Below are 18,276 nucleotides of genomic sequence, written 5' to 3' on the forward strand. Positions count from 1 at the left end.
AGTCGTTGTTCGTGAGTTTGACCGCATGGCATGGCTTACGGTGAGGCGCTGGGATGCGCTTCGTGATGAAGGAGCGTCCTCATGCCCTCGCCCAAGGTCGATCTGTACGCTGCGATCCGCCGAGGTGGCTCACCTGAGGAGGTCGGGCTGGACGATCGAGAAGAAGTGCCGGGTCGGCCGGCGGGCGATCGTCAAGGCCCTGGCCTCGGCGTGGCCCGAGCCCCGCCTGACCAAGAGAATGACGGACGACCCGGCGATATGACTACCAGGGACGTGAGCCGCGATCTCCTCAGATCAAACGTCCTGTCGAAGCGCTCCGGCGCGGGTCAGGGTGCCGGCGATCAATGCGGACAGCATGTCCTGCAAGGTAGGGGCGAAGTTCATGCGCAACACCTTCAGGGAGGGGTCGGCGTCGTAGGCCACGAGCATGGCCGCGGACGGGCGCGCGTGGGTCCAGGCCGCGGCAGCGACCATGATGGCCTGCCGGGGCGAGCACGGCGGCTGCCGCCCTTCCCGACCGCACCCGCTCCATCATCGCCAGCGCCTTCTTCGACGCCTTCCAGGCGGCCAGACCGGATCCGCCCGCCGACGAGGACTCCTCAGCAGGCCAGCGTCCGATCTCGTCGGGCCATGAGTGAGCGCATCACGAGGCATGTGCGGAGCCCGGTCATGTGGTCCCGCCGTGCTCCCACCGTGACGATGAGGTCGCAGATCGGGGCGCACTTACAAGGAGGGGCGCGTGGTTGGCTGGCGTAAAGGCCCGCGGGGAGGCCGCACGGGTGTCCCGGCGTCGTCCAAGCGGCGACGGGCCCAGCTCAGCATCACCCAGCAGGTCAGCAAGGACCATGCGGAGATCCTGGATCTCGTCGATGGCCAGCCCGGGGCGTTCGACATGCGCGCCTTTTGCCGCGCCGTGGGCCGGCGCCTGGGCATCGATGTCGAGCTGAGGTACTTCGACCCGGCCGAGGTGGGCCTGCTCGGGCGGGGCAACGCCCCGCCCACCGACTGCGCCGATACGGGATTCTTCACCCTGATCGAGGATCCCCGCGAACCCCGGGGCCGTCCGCGCCGTCATCGGCTACGCCCGCAACGCCACCATCCCCCCGTGGATGCAGGAAGGGTTCATCGCTCACGAGCTGGGCAACCTGCTGGATGAGTACGCCGGCGGGTTCGACCGCCAGGCGGCGACCGATCGGCTGGTCCAGATCTTCGCGCCGACGTTGCTGGAGTTCGGCGGCGCCGAGGCCATCCGGCGCATCATGGGACGCACCGAGTACCAGTCCTTTGAGGAAGAACGCGCCGAAGGGTTCGCCGCACTGCTGCGCGCCCGCGTCGAGACCCGCACCCAGCGGCCACGGCCGCACCGCGGGCTGCTGGGCCGGATGGAAGAACCGCTGATCGATCCCTTCGGTGGGCGCCGAGGTGGTTGAAGGCCTGATCGCCCTCGCCCTGGTGATCATGGGGGTGCTCGCGGTCGTGCGGTTTCTCGGGGTCGGGCGCTCCCCGGACCGGTGGATGATCGTGCTGGGCCTGATCGCCGGGTTCATCTCCATGCTCTTCGAGGCGCTCCTGGTGGGCCCGGACCTGACCGCCCTCACCGGCAGCAGGTCGCTGCCGTTCGCGATCCAGACCGGTACGGCGGTCCACGCGATGGCGTGGATCCTGGCCTGGACCCTGTACGCCTGGCGTCAGCAGGGCAAAGCGGCCTGGTGGGCGCGCCCGCACACGCCCCTGGCGGCGGCCACCCTGGTCGCTGTCGTGCTCGGCGGCCTGGCCTTCAGCTACGACCTGGACTATCTCGGCACGTACGCGGCCGTGGGACACGGCCGCGTACGTGCGGGTCTCAGCTGGCCTTCCTGGCCCTGTACGAGAGCACCCTGATCACGCAGTACGTCACCCTGACGATCTTGTTCATCCGGCTGTCGCGGGTGTGTGAGTCGAGGTGGCTGCGAGCCAGCCTGCTGACGATGGCCGTGACCTCCGTCGCCGGCATGGCCCGCTCGATCTACACGATGGCGTATCTCCTTCCGCAGGTGATCGACATGCCGGCGCCGCCGATGACCTGGTCGATGGAGCTCACCCGGTACGTCAACTTTCCGGGCTACCTCGCCGGCTTCATCGGCATCAGCCTGCCGATGCTGGAAGGGGCACAGCGGTGGGCCACGCCCCGCTGGACCCTGCGCACGCTCACGCCGCTGTGGGAGGACATCACCAGCGCCTTCCCACGGCTGGTACGGGCTTCATCCGACCTTCCCGAGGTGGAGCTCCGCCTGCGCGACATGGTGATCCACGAAGGGTTGCTGTGGCTGCGCGAGTACAGCTCGCCGCAGGCCCTGGCCGATGCCCGGGCCTGGGCCTCGGCAGCCGGCACCGAGGCGGCCGACGCCCCGTCCCGGGAAGCGGCCGCCATCGCGCGGTGGGCGATCACCACGCTGCCCCGGGTGACCGCCCAGCCGCGCCACCAGATGGCGACCTGGGCGCTGAGTCCGCTGGCGGCCGAGCCCGACTGGCTGGTTGACGTCGCCCGCGAGTACACCCGTCTGCGGCGCCGGCCGCGTCTTGTGCAGGAGGTCGCCTCATGGCCGCAAAACTCCGCCACAGCCCCCCAGCCCTGCCCCACCCCTCCAGCAGACACACCCCGGCCCCCTCACACGGCGGGCTGAAGCTGATCGCCGTCTACCTGTCCAGGCTCTGCCATCCCTCCCTGCTCGCCACGGTCATGCCGCTGCTCGTCGGAGCGCACGCCGCAGGGTCGGCGGGAGCGGCCTGGGCGCTGATTCCCGCCATCACCGCCGGCGTGATCCCGTTCCTCGACGCCCGCCGGCGCACCGGCTCTGCCGGAGCCAAAAGCCGCCGTCAGATCGCGGCCGCCCTCGCCTCGATCGTGACCGGCCTGGCGATCACCGGCCTGGCCGTCGCCGCACACCTGGCACCGCTGCCCGTCCTGGCGGTCACCGCAGCACTGCTGGCCATTTCGATCACCATCACCGCATGGCGCAGGCACAACATCAGCATCCACGCCGCGACCGCCGCCGGCTGCGCCACGATCGGCATCGCGGAATTCGCCCCCCATCCCGTCCTGGGCGCGGGCCTGGGCCTGCTGGCCGCCGCCGTGGCGTGGTCGCGCATCGTCCAGGGCCACCACACGACCGCGCAGAGCATCGCCGGGCTGGCCGCCGGTGCTCTGACCGGCGGAGTCCTCTACATCGCGATCACCTGACCCCGGCCGACCGCCCGACCCCCTCCTCCCCCGCTGCCCGTCATCGTCGTCTACCGCCGATCACGCTGTCCTGATCACCCCTAGGAGGCAGGATGACTGTCGAACCCCGTACCTGGCCATGGCCCGACCTACCGGCCGGACCCGCCGGCACCCCCTCCCCGGCGGCGGCCCACCGCTACGACGCGGCGGCTGCGATGGCGCCGATGACGCTGCCCAGCGGCGACACGGCACCCATGCTGGTGCACTACGAGGACGTCCGGACCGCGCTGGCCTGCCCCGCCAGCAGCCGGCGCTTCCACGCCGGCGACCCGGTCATGGTCCGCGGCGGAGGCATGGACAACGTCGAGGCGCTGCCCAACATGGACGCCCCCGAGCACACCCGGCTCCGGCGGCTCGTGGCGCCGGCCTTCACCGGCCGCCAGGCCGAGCGCTGGCGCCCAGCCATCCGGCACATCGCCGGCGACCTGCTGGCCGGGCTCGGTCCGGCCTTCGACGTCGTCGACGACTTCGCCCTGGTCCTGTCCACCCGGGCGATCTGCCAGGTGCTCGGCGTGCCGGCCGAGGACTACGCGCGCTTCCACGCCTGGAGCGAGAACTTCCTGTCGACCAGCACGGCCGACGAGCAGACTCGCGGCGAGGCCTTTCTCGCGCTCCAGCAGTACGCGGTCACGCTGGTGGCCCAGCATCGCAGGCAGCCGCGGCACGACCTCATCGACCTGCTCATCGACGCCCGCGACCGGCAGGACCGGCTCAGCGAGGACGAGCTGGTCGCCATGGTGCTCATGCTGATCGTGGCCGGCCATGAAACCCTGGTCATGATGATCTCGCGGGCCGTCTTCCGGCTCCTGCACACCGGCTGCTACCCGCAACTGGTGGCCGATCCGGCGCTGGTCCCCCGGCCGTGGAAGAGGCGCTGCGCTTCGAGGGACCAGGCACCTACGGCCTGCTGCGCCGCGCGAGCGACGAGATCGCCCTGCCCTCGGGGCGCGTCACCCCCGCCGGCAGCGTCATCCTGCCGAGCCCCTATCTCGCCGACCACGATCCCCAGAAGTTCCCCGACCCCGGCCGATTCGACATGCACCGGCCCAACCTCCGTGACCACCTGGCCTTCGGCCACGGGCCGCACTACCGCCTGGGCGCCAACCTGGCCCGGATGGAGCTGCAGGAAGCCCTGCGCGCCCTGGCCGTCCACCGGCCCCGGCTGCGACCGGCAACCTCGCTGGATGAGGTGACCTGGACCGACAGCGCCCTCAGCTACCGGCCCCAGCACCTCCTCGTGACCACCTGACCCGCCCCCTGCACCGCGCGTTCGCTTCGCCGCGTCCGGAGACCGGCCGCCGGTCTCCGGACGCGGCAAGGGTGCCGCCCAGCCCTCGATGACGGACGCCAGGCGCCGGCGCACGCGAGACGTCAACCGCGCCCACGCCTGTATCCACGCCATAGGCGCATGTGCCGTCGCGACCCTGAAATCCTGGAAGGTACTGACCAAGCTGCGCTGTTGTCCGCATCGCGCGGCCGTTTGGCGCACGATGGCATGCAAGTTGGCGTTCTCGGTCAATGACACGGCCCCCATGCATCGCCAATACTCATGCGCAGAGCAATCAGAAAGAGAAACCCCTCTTGCTAAGGAGCATCATGCACATGCTCGCGAGACGTCTGGGCGCGGTTGCACTGGCCGCTGTGACCACCGTCACCGCTTTGGCGGCGGTTCCGGCGATCGCCACGACGACCTCGGGACATTGGGAGTACGTCGCGGCTTACCCTCTGACGTCCGCTGGCTTTGCGTCCTGCAGGTCCGCCGGCAAGTTGTGGGGAGGAACGTGGCAGTGCCGCGCGATCAACGGCCCGCACTGGTCGCATACCACGTCCCACTATCACCTGGAGATTTACTACACCAGCTAATCGTTGGGCCGCCCCCCTGTCGTGGGCACAGGAGGCGGCCCCTCCCGTTTTATCGCGACTGCGTAGTGCTACGTGACCGACAACGGCATTACGTGGGCTCTGCCGGCGGACTATCCGCCCTGGTCCACCTGTTACAAGTGGCCCGCCTAATGGGCCCGGACCGGGTGCTGGCCGCGCTGCGCGACGCGCTGGCCTGAACCGGAGCGCCTTGCACGCCGGCCACCGATCTGTGGGCGTTGGATGCCACGCTGTAGTACGCCGTCCAGGGCGTGTCCCCCTTCGACCGCGACACCGCGGCCGCCGCCATCGCCGCCGTCCTGACCGACGCGGTTCCCGCGCCGGACCGCGCCGGACCGCTTCTCAGCGACCTGCTCACCGCCCTGCTCGCCAGATCGCCGGCGGAGCGTCCGCCCGCTGAGGCGGCGCACGCGGCCCCGTTGCTGGCCAACCTCATCGACACCCCGCGGTGGCCGGGCTGACCGCACGTGACGCGCCGTATTCATCCGCCTGCAAGTAAGGAGCATGCGTGATGCAAACACCCTGACTGATGGTGTGAGCACACGATGACTGACTCCACGAGGGAAGCCATGAATCAGCTGGGCCGACTAACCGTTGCCGTCCCCGCCGTCGCGCTAGGGATCAGTGCGATGGTCGCCATCCCTGCCGCAGCCACCGCATCCTCCACGGCCGCTCACGCTTGTGCCAACAGCGAGATGGTCTATCGGCCCCAGTCTGCATTCCCTGACACGGCTCGGGGCCGCGTGGCCTACAGGGGGCAGAACAACGTTATCGAGCGGGCAGTGTTGTGCCTGGTCAACCAGGCTCGGGCACAGCAGCGACCGCCGCTCGCTCCGCTGCAGAGTGGACTGTCCCTCAAGGGGATGAAGCCCGGATTGGCGAACGTGGCATACCGTCACGCCAGCGATGCGGCAAGAATCCGCTGGTGGGGGACCGTTGCGGAGGTGAAGCAACGGTCGAAGGTGAACTGTGTGCCCATCAAGGACCCCAACAAGCCTGTTCAGGGCACTGACAAGTGCAATCCGCACATCAATCCCGTAGACGGATCCACCGAGAAGAGCCGCGTTGAGAGTGTCGGCTTCGGCCGAAACTGCCGCAACTATGGCTACGCAGAAAACACCTACACGTGGGCGGGTGCCGACGGGATAACCCCCAAGGCAGCCGTTGGTTGGTGGCTGCAGAGCAGGGAACACAGGGAGGCCATCCTCAAACCGGCGTTCACGGACATGCAGGTCGCAGTGGCCTGGGGGAGCGCGGATCCCGCCACCGGAGCGACGGTCCCGGCGCTGACATACGTCCAGCTACTTTCGTACTGCCATCGGAAGTGAGGGAGCCGGGTGGGCTCGGTTGGCCGGCCAAGACCTCGGGCAGGGGGCGCCGCGGGTGCTCGGGTTCGACGAGCAGGGGGCGAGGTGCTGACCTACCTGCACGGCCACACGATCGGCGAGCAGCATCCCTGGCCGAAACAGACGGGCCCCCTACCCGCTGGGGAAGATTCGCCAGCTTAGCGGGATATAGGCCTTCGATACTTACCCACGTCGGAACGCCGGATGGCGGTAATCCCGTTCGCCCTGACGCGCTGCTGCCACTGGCCGTTCGGTTGCTGCTCATGCCCCGCATCCAGCTCGGAGGAGCGAGGCTTTCAGACGCGGCGGGGGCCGCCGCTGGCGCGGCCGGCCCTTCTCGCAAGCCGTCAAACCCCGTGGCGGCCCGCCGTGGCCACGGGGGTTCCAGGCCGTTCCAGCATCACCCCGAAGAATTTGTCGCTCTTGGGAGTTACCGTCACGGCATGCCGAAGTCCAGAGGACGTAAGGGCAAGGCCGCACGCACTCCCAAACGTGCGGGCACCGCATCCGGCGCGGGAAGCAATCGGTTCACTCCCGGGCGGCTGCGATCCGACCACGGTCACCTCGGCCAGCTTCTGGTCGCTGACGGGATGCCGGCCGACACCCGGGTGGTGATGCTGCTGCCGATGCTATGGCTGAGCAAAGCCCACGGCTCCGCGGCAACATCTGCCTCGATGCCTGCCTGACCCTCCAGCAGGCCTACCGACAGCTCGGCATCACGGCGGAACTCCAGCCGGTGGAGCTGACCGTCACCGACGCCCGGGGCCGGGTCACGGTCCACGGGTCAGCCCAGCCCCCACTGGGAGAGCGACAACTTTGTCGCGCACGTAGTGCTCTACCTGCCGGGCGCGGAACGCGTCGTCGATGCCACCGTCGAGCAGTATCCGCAGATCGCCAAGCTGCGGGTGGGCCGGTCATTGGCCGGCTGGCGGCGGCCAGTCAACCGATCGACCCGCAACGAGATCGACTGCCGGCGAGAGCCCAGCTCGTGGTGCCGCGCGGGGATCTACTGCTCACCTACACGGCGGTGGCCGACGCATACGTGGATGCGGTCCGAAACGCCGATCGCCTCGAGGCCACCAAGCAAGCCCACTACGAGGCGGGAGTGCGTTTTGCCTCTTGGGCGCTGCTGGCCCTGCGCGAGCCCGGGATCATCGACCGCGTCAGGCAGGCACCGTTCCCGCGCCTGCAGGCGCTGCTCGACATCCTCGCCGACGCGCCGGAAATCATCGACGAGGCCATCGACGAGTACCGCTTCGCGCTGCCTGGCCCGGACGGGACTGTGGTGGAGCGGCGGTTGGATGAGATCGCATTGCCCGCTGGGCTCTGAGGGAACCGCCGACATCGTCACCGCTATCACCGGTCAGCCGCCCTTCGCCGCCCCCCGAGCGCCGGTCTGACCCGGCGGCTTGACCGGCACCCTTGACACGCCGTGCTTGCCTTGCTCCGTAGGGTGTGCGCATCATGCGGGGATGAGCACAGTGGGATCGTGGTTACGAAAGTGGTGGCGAGGCGGCGACGGGTCTTCACAGGACGAAACGGCGCATGGGCCGCTGGAGATGTTCGCGGTGCAGGTGCTGTACGAGCGGTACGGGCGGGAGATCTACGCGCGCGCGGCCGTCGATGCGGCCTTCAGCACGGCGGTCAGCGACCTCGCGGCGGAGATCCGGGAGGACCTGAAGCACGACGGGCCGCCGATGGCCAGGCTGCTCACCGACAAGACGGCCCTGACCTACTACCTGCTGGGCCACTCCCACGCCGTCCTGGCCGGCCTGCTGGAGGCCGCGCTCCGGCCGGACGCTTCGACGCCCGCCGCAGTCGACCCCGACTTCGCGGCCGTACGCCTGGGCGCCATGTTCCACCTGGCCTTCGACGGCGGCCTGCTGCAGCTGCCCGGCCCAGGAGACGCTCTGGCCAGGCGGCACCAGGTCGCTCCCAAGACCATCCGCCGTGTCCTGGACGCCGCCGGCGCCCGCAACCTGCCCGACCAGCTCGACGCGCCGCCGACCAACACCGGCGAGCAGCCACGGCTACTCGGTCCGCATCACGGCCCCGCTCACACTCCATCGCGCCGCGCTGGAGCAGAGCGCCGCCCTTGCCGAGGCCGGCCCGACCGAGCGCAAGGCGCACCGCGTGTACGCCGCCCGTGTCACAGCCGTTCAGGCCATCCGCCTGCATCTGTCATGACCTGCGAAAACCCTTCGGCGAGACGCATTTGAACGGAAAGTCACGGCAAGCCGCTCAACGCTGTTCTGGCTGACGGGACTTTCGTTCGGATGCTCGATCTGCCCAACCACACGCCCCCACTAGCGCCAGGGCATGTGCTGGAGGCACCAGGTATTGCCGTCCGGGTCGGCGAAGTACGCGTAGAGCACGCCGCCGGAGTCCTCGATCTCGCTGATCTCGACGCCACGCTCGACGAGTTGAGCGCGGGATGCCTCGATGTCGGCTACCACGAGGTGCAGACCGCGAAGGGTTCCTGGGGGCATGTCGAGTGTGGGTAGGCCTTCGGCGAGGGTGATCGAGCATGCCGAACCGGGCGGAGTGAGTTGGACGATGCGGATACCGGGCTTCGGGTTGACGTCGACGTCGAGGCGGAACCCGAGTTGGTCTTGGTAGAAGGCTTTGGCCCGTTCGATGTCGGTGGCCGGCACTGGCACGAGTTCCAGCAGCAGCGTGCCAGGTGGTACCGGCGGGTTGCCGGAGTCCTTGGGAAATTCCCCGAGGTCGGTTGGGATCTCGGTGACTGGGGCGGGTGCGTCGGTCATGGATGGTGCCTTTCGTTGGGGAGGTGTGGTGGCAGTGTGGCGAGTACAGCGGCGAGGCGGTCGTATCCTTCGCCGGCGCCGCGTTGCATGGAGCTGCGCACGACCATGTCGCGAATTTCGGGCGAGGAGTACTGCGCGGTGACGGTCATGGTGGTGTGTCCGTCTGTCTCGTCCAGAACGGTGGTGACCAGTGCCGCGCCGTCGGCCCAGTCACGGTGGATCTCGGTCTGTGTGAGGCGTACAGGCGGCACGACCTCACGGAACAGCCCGTGTTGTTCCATCTCGGAGCCACCCGGCCCTGTTGAGACGAACCGCCAGGCACCGCCTGGGCGTAGGTCGACCTCGCAAACGGTGAGCTGCCAGCCGCGGGCGCCGTGCCAGCGGCGGAGCAGTTCCGGCTCGGTGAGCGCGGCGAAGACCAGCGGCGCGGGAGCGGCGAAGGTCCGGGTGAGGACGAGGTCGGTGGCCCCGGACGCGACGACGTGCAGCCCGAGGCCGGGGTGCGGGGAGGTCACGTTTTGCCGTCCTGCATGTCGTCCAGCAGGGCATCCAGTCGCTGATAGCTCGCTTCCCAGTAGTTGCGGTAGTCGGCCAGCCAGTCTGTGGCCGTCTTGAGCGGCTCGGCCACCAGCCGGCATGGCCGGCGTTGTGCGTCGCGGCCGCGGCTGATCAGGCCTGCCCGTTCGAGCACGCGCAGGTGTTTGGAGACGGCGGGCTGGCTCATTGCGAACGGCGCGGCCAGCTCGGTGACCGTGGCGTCACCGGCCGCGAGCCGGGCCAGGATGGCCCGTCGGGTGGGGTCGGCGAGCGCCGCGAACGTCGCGTCCAGCCTGTCGCTTGCAACCATTTCCATAACCCTCCGGTTCCATAACCTGATGGTTTTATATGTGCTAGGGTCCGGCTTTGTCAAGATCGCGGATGCTCTGGGGGTAACCATGGGAAAGGTCTTCACACAGGCGTCGGTCTCGCTGGACGGGTACATCTCCGGCCCCGGCCAGTCAGGCTTCGACAAGCTGTTCGCCTGGTGCACGGCAGGCACCGTGGCCACGCCAACGGCCGATCCGGACCGGCTGACCTACCGCACCTCCGAGGCAACGGCCCGCTACCTGCGCGGACTCCAGGAGATGCTCGGAGCCTGTGTCGTCGGCCGGAACCTGTTCGACCTCACCGCGGGCTGGGACGGGCGACACCCGAGCGGCGTACCAGTGTTCGTTGTCAGCCACCGCCCACCGCCATCCGACTGGGCGGCGACGACGCCGTTCACGTTCGTCAGTGACGGCGTGGAGAACGCGATCGCGCGGGCCCGCGAGGTGGCCGGGCATCGCGACATCGGCGTCGGTCCCGGCGGCACCGTGGCCGACGCGTTGAGGGCCGGCCTGCTCGACGAGTTGCGGATGGACGTTGTGCCAGTGGTACTCGGCGGCGGCACGCCTGTGCTGGCCGGGCTCAACGCCACAGCACCGATCGGCTTCGAGCAGGTGGAGGTTATCGAGGGAATCGGTGTGACTCATATGATCTATCGCCGCGCGCCCCAGAGGCCGGTGTAATGCAAGAGATCCGCTTCTGTCGCTGACTGGCAACCGCCGTGCGCGAGTGACTGATCAAGTGTGAGAAATAACCCATGAGTTCGTCGACCGGTTGAGTGTGGCCATAGCCGCAAAGTAGCGGCGTTGTCGCAGGCCGGTGAAGGAGGGTTGAGCAATTTGAGCAATTCACCTCCGCGCCGGTGTGCCAGGTGAATGGAATGGGTGCATGGGCCTTATCCGGCGCTCTCCCCGCCCGTCCGCCCGTCCGCCCGAGCTGCGGCCGCCGCGGTCGATGTGGTGGTGGGCTCTTCCCGCCGCGCTGCTGGTCGGCACGGCAGTCTGGGGTGTCAGCGCCTGGCTGCTGCAGGACGTGGGCAGGCTGGACGTCGACAGGCAGGTGGCCACCCGGATCGAGGCCGTCCGGACCGCGCTGGCGGCCGGTGCCGGCGTCGGCGCCGCGGTGACGTTGCTGCTGGCCGTGCGGCGCCAGCGGCACCAAGAGCTGGCTACCGCGCACACCACGCACGACGCTGCCGAGCGCCGGGTCACCGAGCTCTACACGAAGGCGGTCGAACAGCTCGGCAACGACCAGGCCCCGGTCCGCCTCGGTGGCTTGCATGCCCTGGAACGCCTGGCCCAGGACACCCCGGCGCTACGACAGACCATCGTGGACGTCATCTGTGCGTATCTCCGCATGCCGTTCGCCCCACCACCGGACCTTGATGCCACCGACGAGCCCGCCGTGCCACGTGCCACCATCGCTGGCGTCTCCGCCTCCGCCGGCCGCGATCCCCACGAGGAGCGCCAAGTCCGCCTCACCGCTCAGCGCATCCTGGCCGCCCACCTGCGCTACCAGGACCCGCCCGCCCGCCGCTGGTGGAAGCGACGCGATACCGATTCCGACGCCCGCCACTGGCCCGACATGCGTCTCGACCTCACCGGCGCCACCCTGGAGCACTTCGACCTGCACGACTGCCGCGTGGGAGACGCCTGGTTCAGCAGGGCGACCTTCACCGGCGACGCTGCGTTCATCGGGACGACCTTCACCGGCGACGCCCGGTTCGGCGACGTGACCTTCACCGGCGACGCACGGTTCAACGCGACGACCTTCACCGGCGACGCCTGGTTCGACGCGACGATCTTTTCCGGCGACGCCTGGTTCGACGGGGCGACCTTTTCCGGCGACGCCATGTTCGGCGACGTGACCTTCACCGGCGACGCCGGGTTTGGCAGGGCGACTTTCGCCAGCCACGCCCACTTCCGCAATGCGACCTTCACCCGCGGCGCTAGGTTCGTCAAGGCGACGGGGCTGGAGCGGGCGCAGATGGACGGCGTGCGGGTGGCACCGGCGGGCGCGCGTATGACGCGGACATGGCCGCCGGGCTGGCGGGAGGAGCCAGCTGATGACTGGGGGACGCTGCGCCTGGCGACGCCGGATGAGGAGGGCGGCGGGGCGGCCGGGTCCGGGCCGGAACCAGCCCCGAGGCCCGAGGATTGACATAGCCGCCCCTGGGCCGGCCGTCCGGAGGCACGGCACATCCAATGAAGTAGCTCGGGTGACGGCCTTCCCGCCCGAGGATCGAGGCGCGAGCCTCGGCGCTGAAATGATCAAGCTATAGAACCTGGGTGCGGACCTCTCGCCTTCTATCGGTGAGACGGCCTCCAGTCACTCGCACATTAACCCTGAGCCGACGAAGCGCTGGACAGGGCGCACACCGGCTGCGCGGTGCTCCGATCCCCCGGCGAGAGGACGCTCGTTGTCGCGGCATGCACTCGCTGCCCCTTTGCGTTTGTGCAAAAACATTGTTACGTGATCACACTGACGGATCTGACTTGTGAAAAAAGTGGCAGTTGACACGGAAGAGGTCAATTGCGCAGTATCAATGGCCTGAGAACTGTTTGATCTCTGGTTCGGCACAGTGCGTACCCCTATCGCTCCTGGAAGGTATCTCCAGAGATGGGCTCCAATTGTTTGCTTTTATGGGAACCATGGGGTGAGCAGCCCTTCACGGAGCCGGAGTCAGCGGCGCTGGCTCGGCGGCACGTCATCGAGCGCCTCTGCGCGCGCCTGGCCCCGCCCGGCGTCCGGGTTCGGACCGGCCCTTGGCCGATGGGCGGCGTGCAGGTGTGGACGGAGACGGCGGAGACGGCGGAGACGGCGGAGGCGACGGCCGGTGCCGTCTCGGGGCAGGTGAGCCGGTGGATGGTGCATCACCGGCTGGCGCGCGGGCTGGCGCGCGTGGGCTGGCACACCGACCCTAGCGACGGCCACGTGCTGGTGCTGGGCTGGAGCCCGTCCGGGCTGAGATACCGGGCTCGGCTGCTGCAGGCGGCCTTGCGCGGACGGCTGGCCGACTATCAGGCGACGGCCGAAAGCGCCGTGACGTGCGCCGTCCGGCTGCAGGCCGGGGCGAGCACACCGCCGCAGGACGCCCCGCACGCCGGCTCACAGGCGGCGATCGTGGCCGCCACCGGCGCGCACGTGCGCACGCTGCTGCGCTGGCCCGCGGAACTGGCCGAGCTGACCTGCATCGAGCGCAGCTCGCAGGTGGAGCGGCTGCAGCTGCTGCTGGGCCAGGTAGCCGGCCTGGAGGTCAAGGTCGCTGCCGCCTGCCGGCAGCACGTGCGCATTGCCCGCGCGCTCGCCGGCTGGGTGTGCGATCAGCCCCGCCGGCGGCACTCCCGACGGCGGGCGGCGCGTGCTGGCCCAGGCCCGGCCATGGCTGCGGGCCTGCCGCCTGCTCGACCTGGCTGACGGGCCGCTGCCGCTCATCGACGGGGGACCACCGGCCGGAGTGACCGAGCGGCGCATCGCCGCCAGGGTCGTCAACCGTGAGCCGGGGCACCGCGTCCCGGACGCCGGCTGACCCGCCCTCGGGGAGCATGCCCATGACGCTGACCCCGCTGCGTGCCAGCGGCACCGAACACGCCGGGCGCGGCACCCCTCCCGCTGTTCGCGGTCGCGCCGCCGCGGATCCTGATCGTCACGCGGGCCGGGCGGCCCGGCACCGCGTCCGCGGTCACGCGCGGCTCCCGCGCCTGGTGGCCTGCGGCGTGATGACGGCGATCATGGCTGACAATGCCGCCACCGCGCTGGCCGTGCCCCTGCTGCGCGCCGATCGGCTCACGGCCGGCATGGCGCTCGGCGAGGTGGGCTGGGTGGCCACGCTCAACGCCGTCGCCCTGGCCGCCCTGGTGACCTGGGGCGGGCACCTGGCCGACCAGGTGGGGCGGCGCGGGGTGCTGGCGGTGGGCGCGGCATTGTGGGGGGTGGGCGCCGCCGGCGTCATCTGCGCGCCGACCTGGCCCCTGCTGCTGGCCGCCCGGCTGCTGCAAGGCGTCGGGGCGGCGCTGATGGTACCGGCGGGCCTCGCCCTGATGCTCGGCGAACTGCCCGCCGGGCGGCGCGGCGTGGCGCTGGCCTGGTGGAGCGCCTCCTCCGGGATCGGCATCGTGCTGGTGCAGGCGGCCGGCGGCACGCTGGCGCAGGCGCTGGGCTGGCGCGGGCTGTATCTGCCCAGCGCCGTGCTGGCGATCGCGGTGCTGGTGGCGATGCCGGCCCTGCCGACCTCCCGCGCGGCCGACCGGCGTGCCCCCGACCTGGCCGGGGCGGTGCTGCTGGCCGCCGCGCTGGCCGACGCGGTGCTGGCGTTGTCGCGCGGCTCGGCGTGGGGCTGGGGCTCGGCCCGCACGCTCGGTTGCGCGGCCGCCGCCGTGGTGCTGGCCGCCGTGGTGCTCGCCCTGTCCCGGCGGCATCCGGCGGGCGCGCTCAACCTGAGGCTGTGGCGCCGTCCCCTGCTGGTCTGGGGCGGGCTGGCGTCCGCCCTGTACGGGGCGGCGTCCTTCATCGTCTTGGCCATCGGCCCGCTCTACCTGCAACACCTCGGCATCGCCGCCGCCCGCGCCGGGGCCTGGATGGTGCCGATCTCGCTGGCGCTGATCGTGTGCAGCCCGCTGGCCGCGCTGGCCGCCCGCCGCCTGGGGCTGAACACCGTGCTGTGCAGCGGGGCCCTCATCCTGGGCGCCGGCTGCACCCTGCTGCTGGTCGATCACCACCTGTCGACCTGGACCCTGGCGACCGCGCTGCTGCTCGGCGCCGGATTCGGGACGCTGTCGGCGGCCAGCGCCAGCGTGGCCACCCACAACGTCCCGGCCGATGAGTGGGGCGCGGCAGCCGACGCCGTCACCACCGCCCTGATGCTCGGCGGCGCCCTGGGCGTGGCCGCCGCCACCGCGCTGCTGGAGCAACCCCTGCTGCCCGGCCCGCTACCCGGCAACGCCTCCGTGCTGGCCGGCTGCCTGCTGCTGGCCGCGCTGCTGCCATGGGCGCGCTGATCCAGCTGTGCCGCCGCGGCGGCCGCGACCTGGGGGTGAGCGACGCCTACCGCCCCCGCGACCTGGACGCGGAGGTGGTCGTGCTGCGCGGCCTGCTGCAGCAGGTCCGCGGCGCCCTGCTCGACGTCCAGCGGGAGACCGGCGCCGAGCTGGCCCGGCTGCACTCTGCCGATCATGCCCGCGCCCGCCAGGGCCGCGGCGTGTGGACCCACCTGTGAGGAAAGGAGCCGTGATGCGCCACCCACGCCACGACGACACCCCGGCCGGCCAGCCGCAGGAGGCGGCCAGGCCCGGCGGCGGACTGTACCGCCCGCCCTACCCCCGCTCCGTCCGCCCGCACGATCCGGGCCTGCCGCATCCCGACGAAACCCCGACCGCGGCCATTCCCGTCGTCTCCGCCGCCACCGCTCCCACGGTGCACCGGCTGCGCCAGGTCCACGACATCGCCGGCCAGGCCATCGCGCTGATCGACCAGGCGCTGGCCCGCGCCAGCTGACCGCCCGCCCGCTCCACCCCACCCCTTTTGTGTGTCGTGTCTGTCCGCCGTGTCTGTTCGCAGGGAGACCCCAGCCGTGCTCATCACCGTCGAGGCCCTCGCCGCCCCCACCGATCACCAGCGCGCGCGGATCCTGACCGCGCTCACCGAGACCGCCGCCACCGTCCTGGGCCCGGGCCGGTTCCGGGTGACGATCCGTCAGGACCCGTCCGGCCACAGCGCCGAAGCCGAGCGGCAGGCCGCCGTCGCCGCGGCGTCGTGGACGGGCTGCTGATTACCGCCCCGACCGTCCCCGCCCCCGTGACGGCCGCCCCGCCTGCTGTACCGGCGGCTGTCCCGGCTGCGCTCGAGGAGGCCGACGTGGTGGCGGCGCTGCGGCTCAAGGCCGCCGCGGTCATCGACGCCGAGCTGGCCCGGCTGCGGGCCCGGATCCGGCTGGACCCCGGCGTGTGCGCCCAGGTCGACTCGGCCGCGCACCAGGTGGTGGAGCTGCTGATCCGGCCCGCCTGCCAACGCCTGCTGGCGCAGGCCGGTTCCCCGGCCGGCGCCCGGCAGGCCGACGCGCTGGCCCGCCTGTTCGCCCTGGACACCAGCGAGCGCGCCGGCGGCCAAGCGGTGTGGAGCCGGTGACGACGCCGCCCGCGCAGATCAGCCGGCACCCGCTGGGCCACAGCCGGGTCGGGCTCATCGTGCCGCCAGCCAACGCCGTCGCCGAGCCGGAAGTGACGCACCTGCTCGCCCCGCACGCCACCACGCACACCACCCGGCTGCCGGTGCTGCACAAGCCGCTGGCCGACCGGCTCAGCGCCTACAACGAGGCGGTCCCGGACATGATCGCCTCCTTCGGGCAGCTCGGCCTGCTGCTGGACGCGGTGGTGCTGGCCTGCAGCGGCTCCCGCTACCCGCTCGGCCCCAACCAGGACGCCGACAGGTGCGAGCAGTGGAGCACGATCCACGGCGTGCCGGTGAGCACCGCCACGCTGGCCACCTGGCAGGTGCTGCAGCGGCTCGGCAGCAAGGACCTGGTCCTCATCAGCCCCTATGAGCCGTGGCTCACCGAGCAGGCCTGCGCCTATTGGGAACAGGCCGGGCTGCGGGTCGAGGTGGTCGGCATCCAGACCGCCGCGCACACCTACGCCCCCTACCAGGTGCAGCCCGCCGAGCTGGTCGACCAGATCGAGCGCGCCGACCTGCCGGACGACGCGGTGCTGCTGTGCACCGGCACCGGGATGGCCACGCTCGGCGTGCTGCCGCTGCTCGGCGCCGGCAACAAGCGCGTCCTGCTCACCTCGAACCTGTGCACCGCCTGGTGGGCGCTGCACCGGCTGGGCCCGATCCCCCGGCAGAGCCTGCCCTGGCCGCTGTACCGGCTGGCCGCCCAGGGGCTGCGATGAGCGGCCCGCAGGTGATCGTGGTCGGCGCCGGCCCGGTGGGCCTGACCGCGGCCCTCACCCTGGCCAACGCCGGCGTCACCGTCGTGGTGCACGAGGCCGAGGGCGGCCTGAGCGCGCACTCGCGGGCCTGCACGTTCCATCCCGCGACGCTGGACCTGCTGGCCGAGCTCGGCGTCGCCGGATCGCTGATCGCCGCCGGCATGCGGGTCGACGCGCTGCAGTGGCGCACCCGCGACGGAGACCTGCTGGCGCAGATGAACATGGGGGCGCTCGCCGGGACACCGGCACACCCGCACCGGCTAACGGCACATCCGTTCCGGTTGCACGTGGAGCAGCGCACCTTGACCGCGCTGCTGCTGCGCCGGCTGGGGCGCCACCCGCACGCCCAGGTCCGCTTCGGCGCGAAGGTGGAGGCGATCTCCGACACCGGGCCGGGGGTGCGGGTGCGCACCGGCCGCACCTGGGAATCGGCCCGGTACGTGATCGCCGCCGACGGCGCGCACAGCACCATCCGCGCCGCGCTCGGGCTGGCCTTCCCCGTGGTGCCGTATCCCACCCGGGCGGTGCGCATCATGACCGACACGCCGCTGACCGACGTGCTGCCCGGCCTGGCGCCGCTGACCTACGTGCGCGACAAGGTGTCCCGCAGCCTGCTGCAACTGCCCGATCACTGGCGGATCGTCGTCCGCGTCCCCGCCGAAACGTTCCTGACCCGCAAGGCCATGATCGCGCTCGCCCGGCGGGCCCTGCCGCCGCACCGGCGCCTGCACGTCCTGCACCTGCACACCTACCGGCTGGCCCGCGCCGTGCTGCCCTGCTTCCGGCGCGGCCGGGTGCTGTTCGCCGGGGACGCCGCGCATCTGGCCTCGACCGCCGGCGGGCTCAACATGAACGCCGGCCTGCACGACGCGGCCGAGGCCGGCCAGGTGCTCGCCGCGGTGCTGGCGGGCGCGGCCAGCACCGCGGCGCTCGAAGGCTGGGCCGCCCGGCGGCGCACGATCACCCTCGACAAGATCATCCCCCGGAGTGAGGCGCGGGTGGCCGGCGTGCAAGACGGCCGGCCGCACCACCTGCAGGCCGCCGTCACCCGGCTGCGCGCCATCGCCGACGACCCGGCCGCCACCCGCGCCTACCTAGCCGAAGCCTCCCTGCTGGACACCCTCCCGCTGAACGGCACGTCGCTGAACGGCACGTCGCTGAACGGCACCCCGCTGAACGGCAGCCCGCCGCACAGCACCGCCCATCCGATCCCCCACCCGATTGGTACCTGA

26 protein-coding genes and 2 pseudogenes are annotated in these 18,276 nt (G+C 71.0%); 24 read left to right on the forward strand and 4 right to left on the reverse strand.

The genetic code is table 11. The features are described 5' to 3' along the window. The first annotated feature begins 124 nt into the window (after nt 1-124). A complete protein-coding gene (locus tag AB0J69_RS46825) occupies nt 125-262 on the forward strand; it encodes a hypothetical protein (protein WP_364132128.1) in 138 nt (45 codons plus the stop codon). A gap of 32 nt (nt 263-294) precedes the next feature. Here the strand turns inward: AB0J69_RS46825 and AB0J69_RS46830 are convergent, their stop codons facing one another. Then, complete coding sequence (locus AB0J69_RS46830) at nt 295-474, reverse strand: hypothetical protein (protein WP_364132130.1); 180 nt, start codon at nt 472-474, stop codon at nt 295-297. Nucleotides 475-1,109: 635 nt separating this feature from the next. Here AB0J69_RS46830 and AB0J69_RS46835 point away from each other — a divergent pair. The 13 genes and pseudogenes from AB0J69_RS46835 (at nt 1,110) to AB0J69_RS46895 (ending at nt 8,705) form a co-directional block, all read left to right on the forward strand. Then, complete coding sequence (locus AB0J69_RS46835) at nt 1,110-1,430, forward strand: hypothetical protein (RefSeq protein ID WP_364132131.1); 321 nt, start codon at nt 1,110-1,112, stop codon at nt 1,428-1,430. Continuing rightward, entirely contained in the window at nt 1,423-1,881 is a 459-nt protein-coding gene (locus AB0J69_RS46840) for a hypothetical protein (protein WP_364132133.1), read from the forward strand. The genes AB0J69_RS46835 and AB0J69_RS46840 overlap by 8 nt, the downstream gene beginning before the upstream one ends. Before the next feature lie 86 nt (nt 1,882-1,967). Next, nucleotides 1,968-2,663, forward strand: a complete 696-nt coding sequence (locus tag AB0J69_RS46845; RefSeq protein WP_364132135.1) for a DUF6545 domain-containing protein — start codon at nt 1,968-1,970, stop codon at nt 2,661-2,663. Beyond that, nucleotides 2,579-3,220, forward strand: a complete 642-nt coding sequence (locus AB0J69_RS46850) for a hypothetical protein (RefSeq protein WP_364132137.1) — start codon at nt 2,579-2,581, stop codon at nt 3,218-3,220. The genes AB0J69_RS46845 and AB0J69_RS46850 overlap by 85 nt, the downstream gene beginning before the upstream one ends. A 359-nt stretch (nt 3,221-3,579) precedes the next feature. Next, nucleotides 3,580-4,011 (forward strand): annotated as a pseudogene (locus AB0J69_RS46855) (cytochrome P450); the annotation flags it as partial. Nucleotides 4,012-4,121: 110 nt separating this feature from the next. Beyond that, a complete protein-coding gene (locus AB0J69_RS46860; protein WP_364132191.1) occupies nt 4,122-4,508 on the forward strand; it encodes a cytochrome P450 in 387 nt (128 codons plus the stop codon). A gap of 115 nt (nt 4,509-4,623) precedes the next feature. Beyond that, nucleotides 4,624-4,734: pseudogene (locus AB0J69_RS46865) on the forward strand (IS5/IS1182 family transposase); the annotation flags it as partial. Between the two features lie 121 nt (nt 4,735-4,855). Further along, complete coding sequence (locus AB0J69_RS46870) at nt 4,856-5,122, forward strand: hypothetical protein (RefSeq protein WP_364132194.1); 267 nt, start codon at nt 4,856-4,858, stop codon at nt 5,120-5,122. Nucleotides 5,123-5,391: 269 nt separating this feature from the next. Further along, nucleotides 5,392-5,601, forward strand: coding sequence for a hypothetical protein (locus AB0J69_RS46875; protein WP_364132139.1), 210 nt, complete (start codon nt 5,392-5,394; stop codon nt 5,599-5,601). 510 nt (nt 5,602-6,111) lie between these two features. Next, a complete protein-coding gene (locus AB0J69_RS46880) occupies nt 6,112-6,468 on the forward strand; it encodes a hypothetical protein (RefSeq protein ID WP_364132141.1) in 357 nt (118 codons plus the stop codon). Nucleotides 6,469-6,929: 461 nt separating this feature from the next. Continuing rightward, nucleotides 6,930-7,172 (forward strand): hypothetical protein, encoded by a 243-nt coding sequence (locus AB0J69_RS46885; protein ID WP_364132143.1) that lies wholly within the window; start codon nt 6,930-6,932, stop codon nt 7,170-7,172. 341 nt (nt 7,173-7,513) lie between these two features. Then, the gene (locus tag AB0J69_RS46890) at nt 7,514-7,816 is read left to right on the forward strand and encodes a hypothetical protein (RefSeq protein WP_364132145.1); all 303 of its coding nucleotides are present in this window, start codon (nt 7,514-7,516) and stop codon (nt 7,814-7,816) included. A 142-nt stretch (nt 7,817-7,958) separates the two neighbouring features. Further along, nucleotides 7,959-8,705: a hypothetical protein gene (locus AB0J69_RS46895; protein WP_364132147.1), complete on the forward strand. Its 747-nt coding sequence runs from the start codon at nt 7,959-7,961 to the stop codon at nt 8,703-8,705. Between the two features lie 87 nt (nt 8,706-8,792). On the opposite strand, the gene AB0J69_RS46900 is transcribed toward AB0J69_RS46895, so the two are convergent. Genes AB0J69_RS46900 through AB0J69_RS46910 form a run of 3 tightly spaced genes read right to left on the reverse strand, consistent with a single transcriptional unit; the run spans nt 8,793 to nt 10,101 of the window. Next, nucleotides 8,793-9,254 (reverse strand): VOC family protein, encoded by a 462-nt coding sequence (locus tag AB0J69_RS46900; RefSeq protein WP_364132149.1) that lies wholly within the window; start codon nt 9,252-9,254, stop codon nt 8,793-8,795. Continuing rightward, on the reverse strand, nt 9,251-9,769 hold the full coding sequence (locus AB0J69_RS46905; protein ID WP_364132151.1) for an SRPBCC family protein: 519 nt from the start codon (nt 9,767-9,769) through the stop codon (nt 9,251-9,253). The genes AB0J69_RS46900 and AB0J69_RS46905 overlap by 4 nt, the downstream gene beginning before the upstream one ends. Further along, nucleotides 9,766-10,101, reverse strand: coding sequence for a metalloregulator ArsR/SmtB family transcription factor (locus AB0J69_RS46910; RefSeq protein WP_364132153.1), 336 nt, complete (start codon nt 10,099-10,101; stop codon nt 9,766-9,768). Before AB0J69_RS46910 ends, AB0J69_RS46905 begins: the two co-directional genes overlap by 4 nt. 88 nt (nt 10,102-10,189) lie before the next feature. On the opposite strand from AB0J69_RS46910, the gene AB0J69_RS46915 reads away from it, so the two are divergent. The 10 genes from AB0J69_RS46915 (at nt 10,190) to AB0J69_RS46960 (ending at nt 18,276) form a co-directional block, all read left to right on the forward strand. After that, nucleotides 10,190-10,801 carry a dihydrofolate reductase family protein gene (locus AB0J69_RS46915; RefSeq protein ID WP_364132155.1) on the forward strand — a complete coding sequence of 204 codons (612 nt, stop codon included), beginning with the start codon at nt 10,190-10,192 and terminating at the stop codon, nt 10,799-10,801. Nucleotides 10,802-11,006: 205 nt separating this feature from the next. After that, a complete protein-coding gene (locus AB0J69_RS46920; RefSeq protein WP_364132157.1) occupies nt 11,007-12,278 on the forward strand; it encodes a pentapeptide repeat-containing protein in 1,272 nt (423 codons plus the stop codon). A gap of 612 nt (nt 12,279-12,890) precedes the next feature. Then, nucleotides 12,891-13,535, forward strand: a complete 645-nt coding sequence (locus AB0J69_RS46925) for a hypothetical protein (protein WP_364132159.1) — start codon at nt 12,891-12,893, stop codon at nt 13,533-13,535. Between the two features lie 134 nt (nt 13,536-13,669). Beyond that, nucleotides 13,670-15,115: an MFS transporter gene (locus AB0J69_RS46930; protein WP_364132161.1), complete on the forward strand. Its 1,446-nt coding sequence runs from the start codon at nt 13,670-13,672 to the stop codon at nt 15,113-15,115. Further along, nucleotides 15,103-15,333, forward strand: coding sequence for a hypothetical protein (locus tag AB0J69_RS46935; protein ID WP_364132163.1), 231 nt, complete (start codon nt 15,103-15,105; stop codon nt 15,331-15,333). Before AB0J69_RS46930 ends, AB0J69_RS46935 begins: the two co-directional genes overlap by 13 nt. Nucleotides 15,334-15,347: 14 nt before the next feature. After that, nucleotides 15,348-15,611, forward strand: a complete 264-nt coding sequence (locus AB0J69_RS46940; RefSeq protein WP_364132165.1) for a hypothetical protein — start codon at nt 15,348-15,350, stop codon at nt 15,609-15,611. Between the two features lie 76 nt (nt 15,612-15,687). Continuing rightward, nucleotides 15,688-15,885, forward strand: a complete 198-nt coding sequence (locus tag AB0J69_RS46945; RefSeq protein WP_364132167.1) for a hypothetical protein — start codon at nt 15,688-15,690, stop codon at nt 15,883-15,885. Continuing rightward, the gene (locus AB0J69_RS46950) at nt 15,870-16,241 is read left to right on the forward strand and encodes a hypothetical protein (RefSeq protein ID WP_364132169.1); all 372 of its coding nucleotides are present in this window, start codon (nt 15,870-15,872) and stop codon (nt 16,239-16,241) included. The genes AB0J69_RS46945 and AB0J69_RS46950 overlap by 16 nt, the downstream gene beginning before the upstream one ends. Next, nucleotides 16,238-17,005: a hypothetical protein gene (locus tag AB0J69_RS46955; protein ID WP_364132171.1), complete on the forward strand. Its 768-nt coding sequence runs from the start codon at nt 16,238-16,240 to the stop codon at nt 17,003-17,005. Before AB0J69_RS46950 ends, AB0J69_RS46955 begins: the two co-directional genes overlap by 4 nt. After that, nucleotides 17,002-18,276 (forward strand): NAD(P)/FAD-dependent oxidoreductase, encoded by a 1,275-nt coding sequence (locus AB0J69_RS46960; protein ID WP_364132173.1) that lies wholly within the window; start codon nt 17,002-17,004, stop codon nt 18,274-18,276. Before AB0J69_RS46955 ends, AB0J69_RS46960 begins: the two co-directional genes overlap by 4 nt.

The sequence above is a fragment of the Nonomuraea sp. NPDC049709 genome (assembly GCF_040674815.1).
GTDB lineage: Bacteria > Actinomycetota > Actinomycetes > Streptosporangiales > Streptosporangiaceae > Nonomuraea.

What these genes read in the sequence shown, in the direction of transcription:
- AB0J69_RS46830 (WP_364132130.1), bottom strand. Translation starts at nt 474, where the DNA reads ATGGTCGCTGCCGCGGCCTGGACCCACGCGCGCCCGTCCGCGGCCATG.
- AB0J69_RS46835 (WP_364132131.1), top strand. Translation starts at nt 1,110, where the DNA reads ATGCAGGAAGGGTTCATCGCTCACGAGCTGGGCAACCTGCTGGATGAG.
- AB0J69_RS46845 (WP_364132135.1), top strand. Translation starts at nt 1,968, where the DNA reads ATGGCCGTGACCTCCGTCGCCGGCATGGCCCGCTCGATCTACACGATG.
- AB0J69_RS46850 (WP_364132137.1), top strand. Translation starts at nt 2,579, where the DNA reads ATGGCCGCAAAACTCCGCCACAGCCCCCCAGCCCTGCCCCACCCCTCC.
- AB0J69_RS46870 (WP_364132194.1), top strand. Translation starts at nt 4,856, where the DNA reads ATGCACATGCTCGCGAGACGTCTGGGCGCGGTTGCACTGGCCGCTGTG.
- AB0J69_RS46885 (WP_364132143.1), top strand. Translation starts at nt 6,930, where the DNA reads ATGCCGAAGTCCAGAGGACGTAAGGGCAAGGCCGCACGCACTCCCAAA.
- AB0J69_RS46895 (WP_364132147.1), top strand. Translation starts at nt 7,959, where the DNA reads ATGAGCACAGTGGGATCGTGGTTACGAAAGTGGTGGCGAGGCGGCGAC.
- AB0J69_RS46900 (WP_364132149.1), bottom strand. Translation starts at nt 9,254, where the DNA reads ATGACCGACGCACCCGCCCCAGTCACCGAGATCCCAACCGACCTCGGG.
- AB0J69_RS46910 (WP_364132153.1), bottom strand. Translation starts at nt 10,101, where the DNA reads ATGGTTGCAAGCGACAGGCTGGACGCGACGTTCGCGGCGCTCGCCGAC.
- AB0J69_RS46915 (WP_364132155.1), top strand. Translation starts at nt 10,190, where the DNA reads ATGGGAAAGGTCTTCACACAGGCGTCGGTCTCGCTGGACGGGTACATC.
- AB0J69_RS46920 (WP_364132157.1), top strand. Translation starts at nt 11,007, where the DNA reads ATGGGCCTTATCCGGCGCTCTCCCCGCCCGTCCGCCCGTCCGCCCGAG.
- AB0J69_RS46925 (WP_364132159.1), top strand. Translation starts at nt 12,891, where the DNA reads ATGGGCGGCGTGCAGGTGTGGACGGAGACGGCGGAGACGGCGGAGACG.
- AB0J69_RS46930 (WP_364132161.1), top strand. Translation starts at nt 13,670, where the DNA reads ATGACGCTGACCCCGCTGCGTGCCAGCGGCACCGAACACGCCGGGCGC.
- AB0J69_RS46935 (WP_364132163.1), top strand. Translation starts at nt 15,103, where the DNA reads ATGGGCGCGCTGATCCAGCTGTGCCGCCGCGGCGGCCGCGACCTGGGG.
- AB0J69_RS46940 (WP_364132165.1), top strand. Translation starts at nt 15,348, where the DNA reads ATGCGCCACCCACGCCACGACGACACCCCGGCCGGCCAGCCGCAGGAG.
- AB0J69_RS46960 (WP_364132173.1), top strand. Translation starts at nt 17,002, where the DNA reads ATGAGCGGCCCGCAGGTGATCGTGGTCGGCGCCGGCCCGGTGGGCCTG.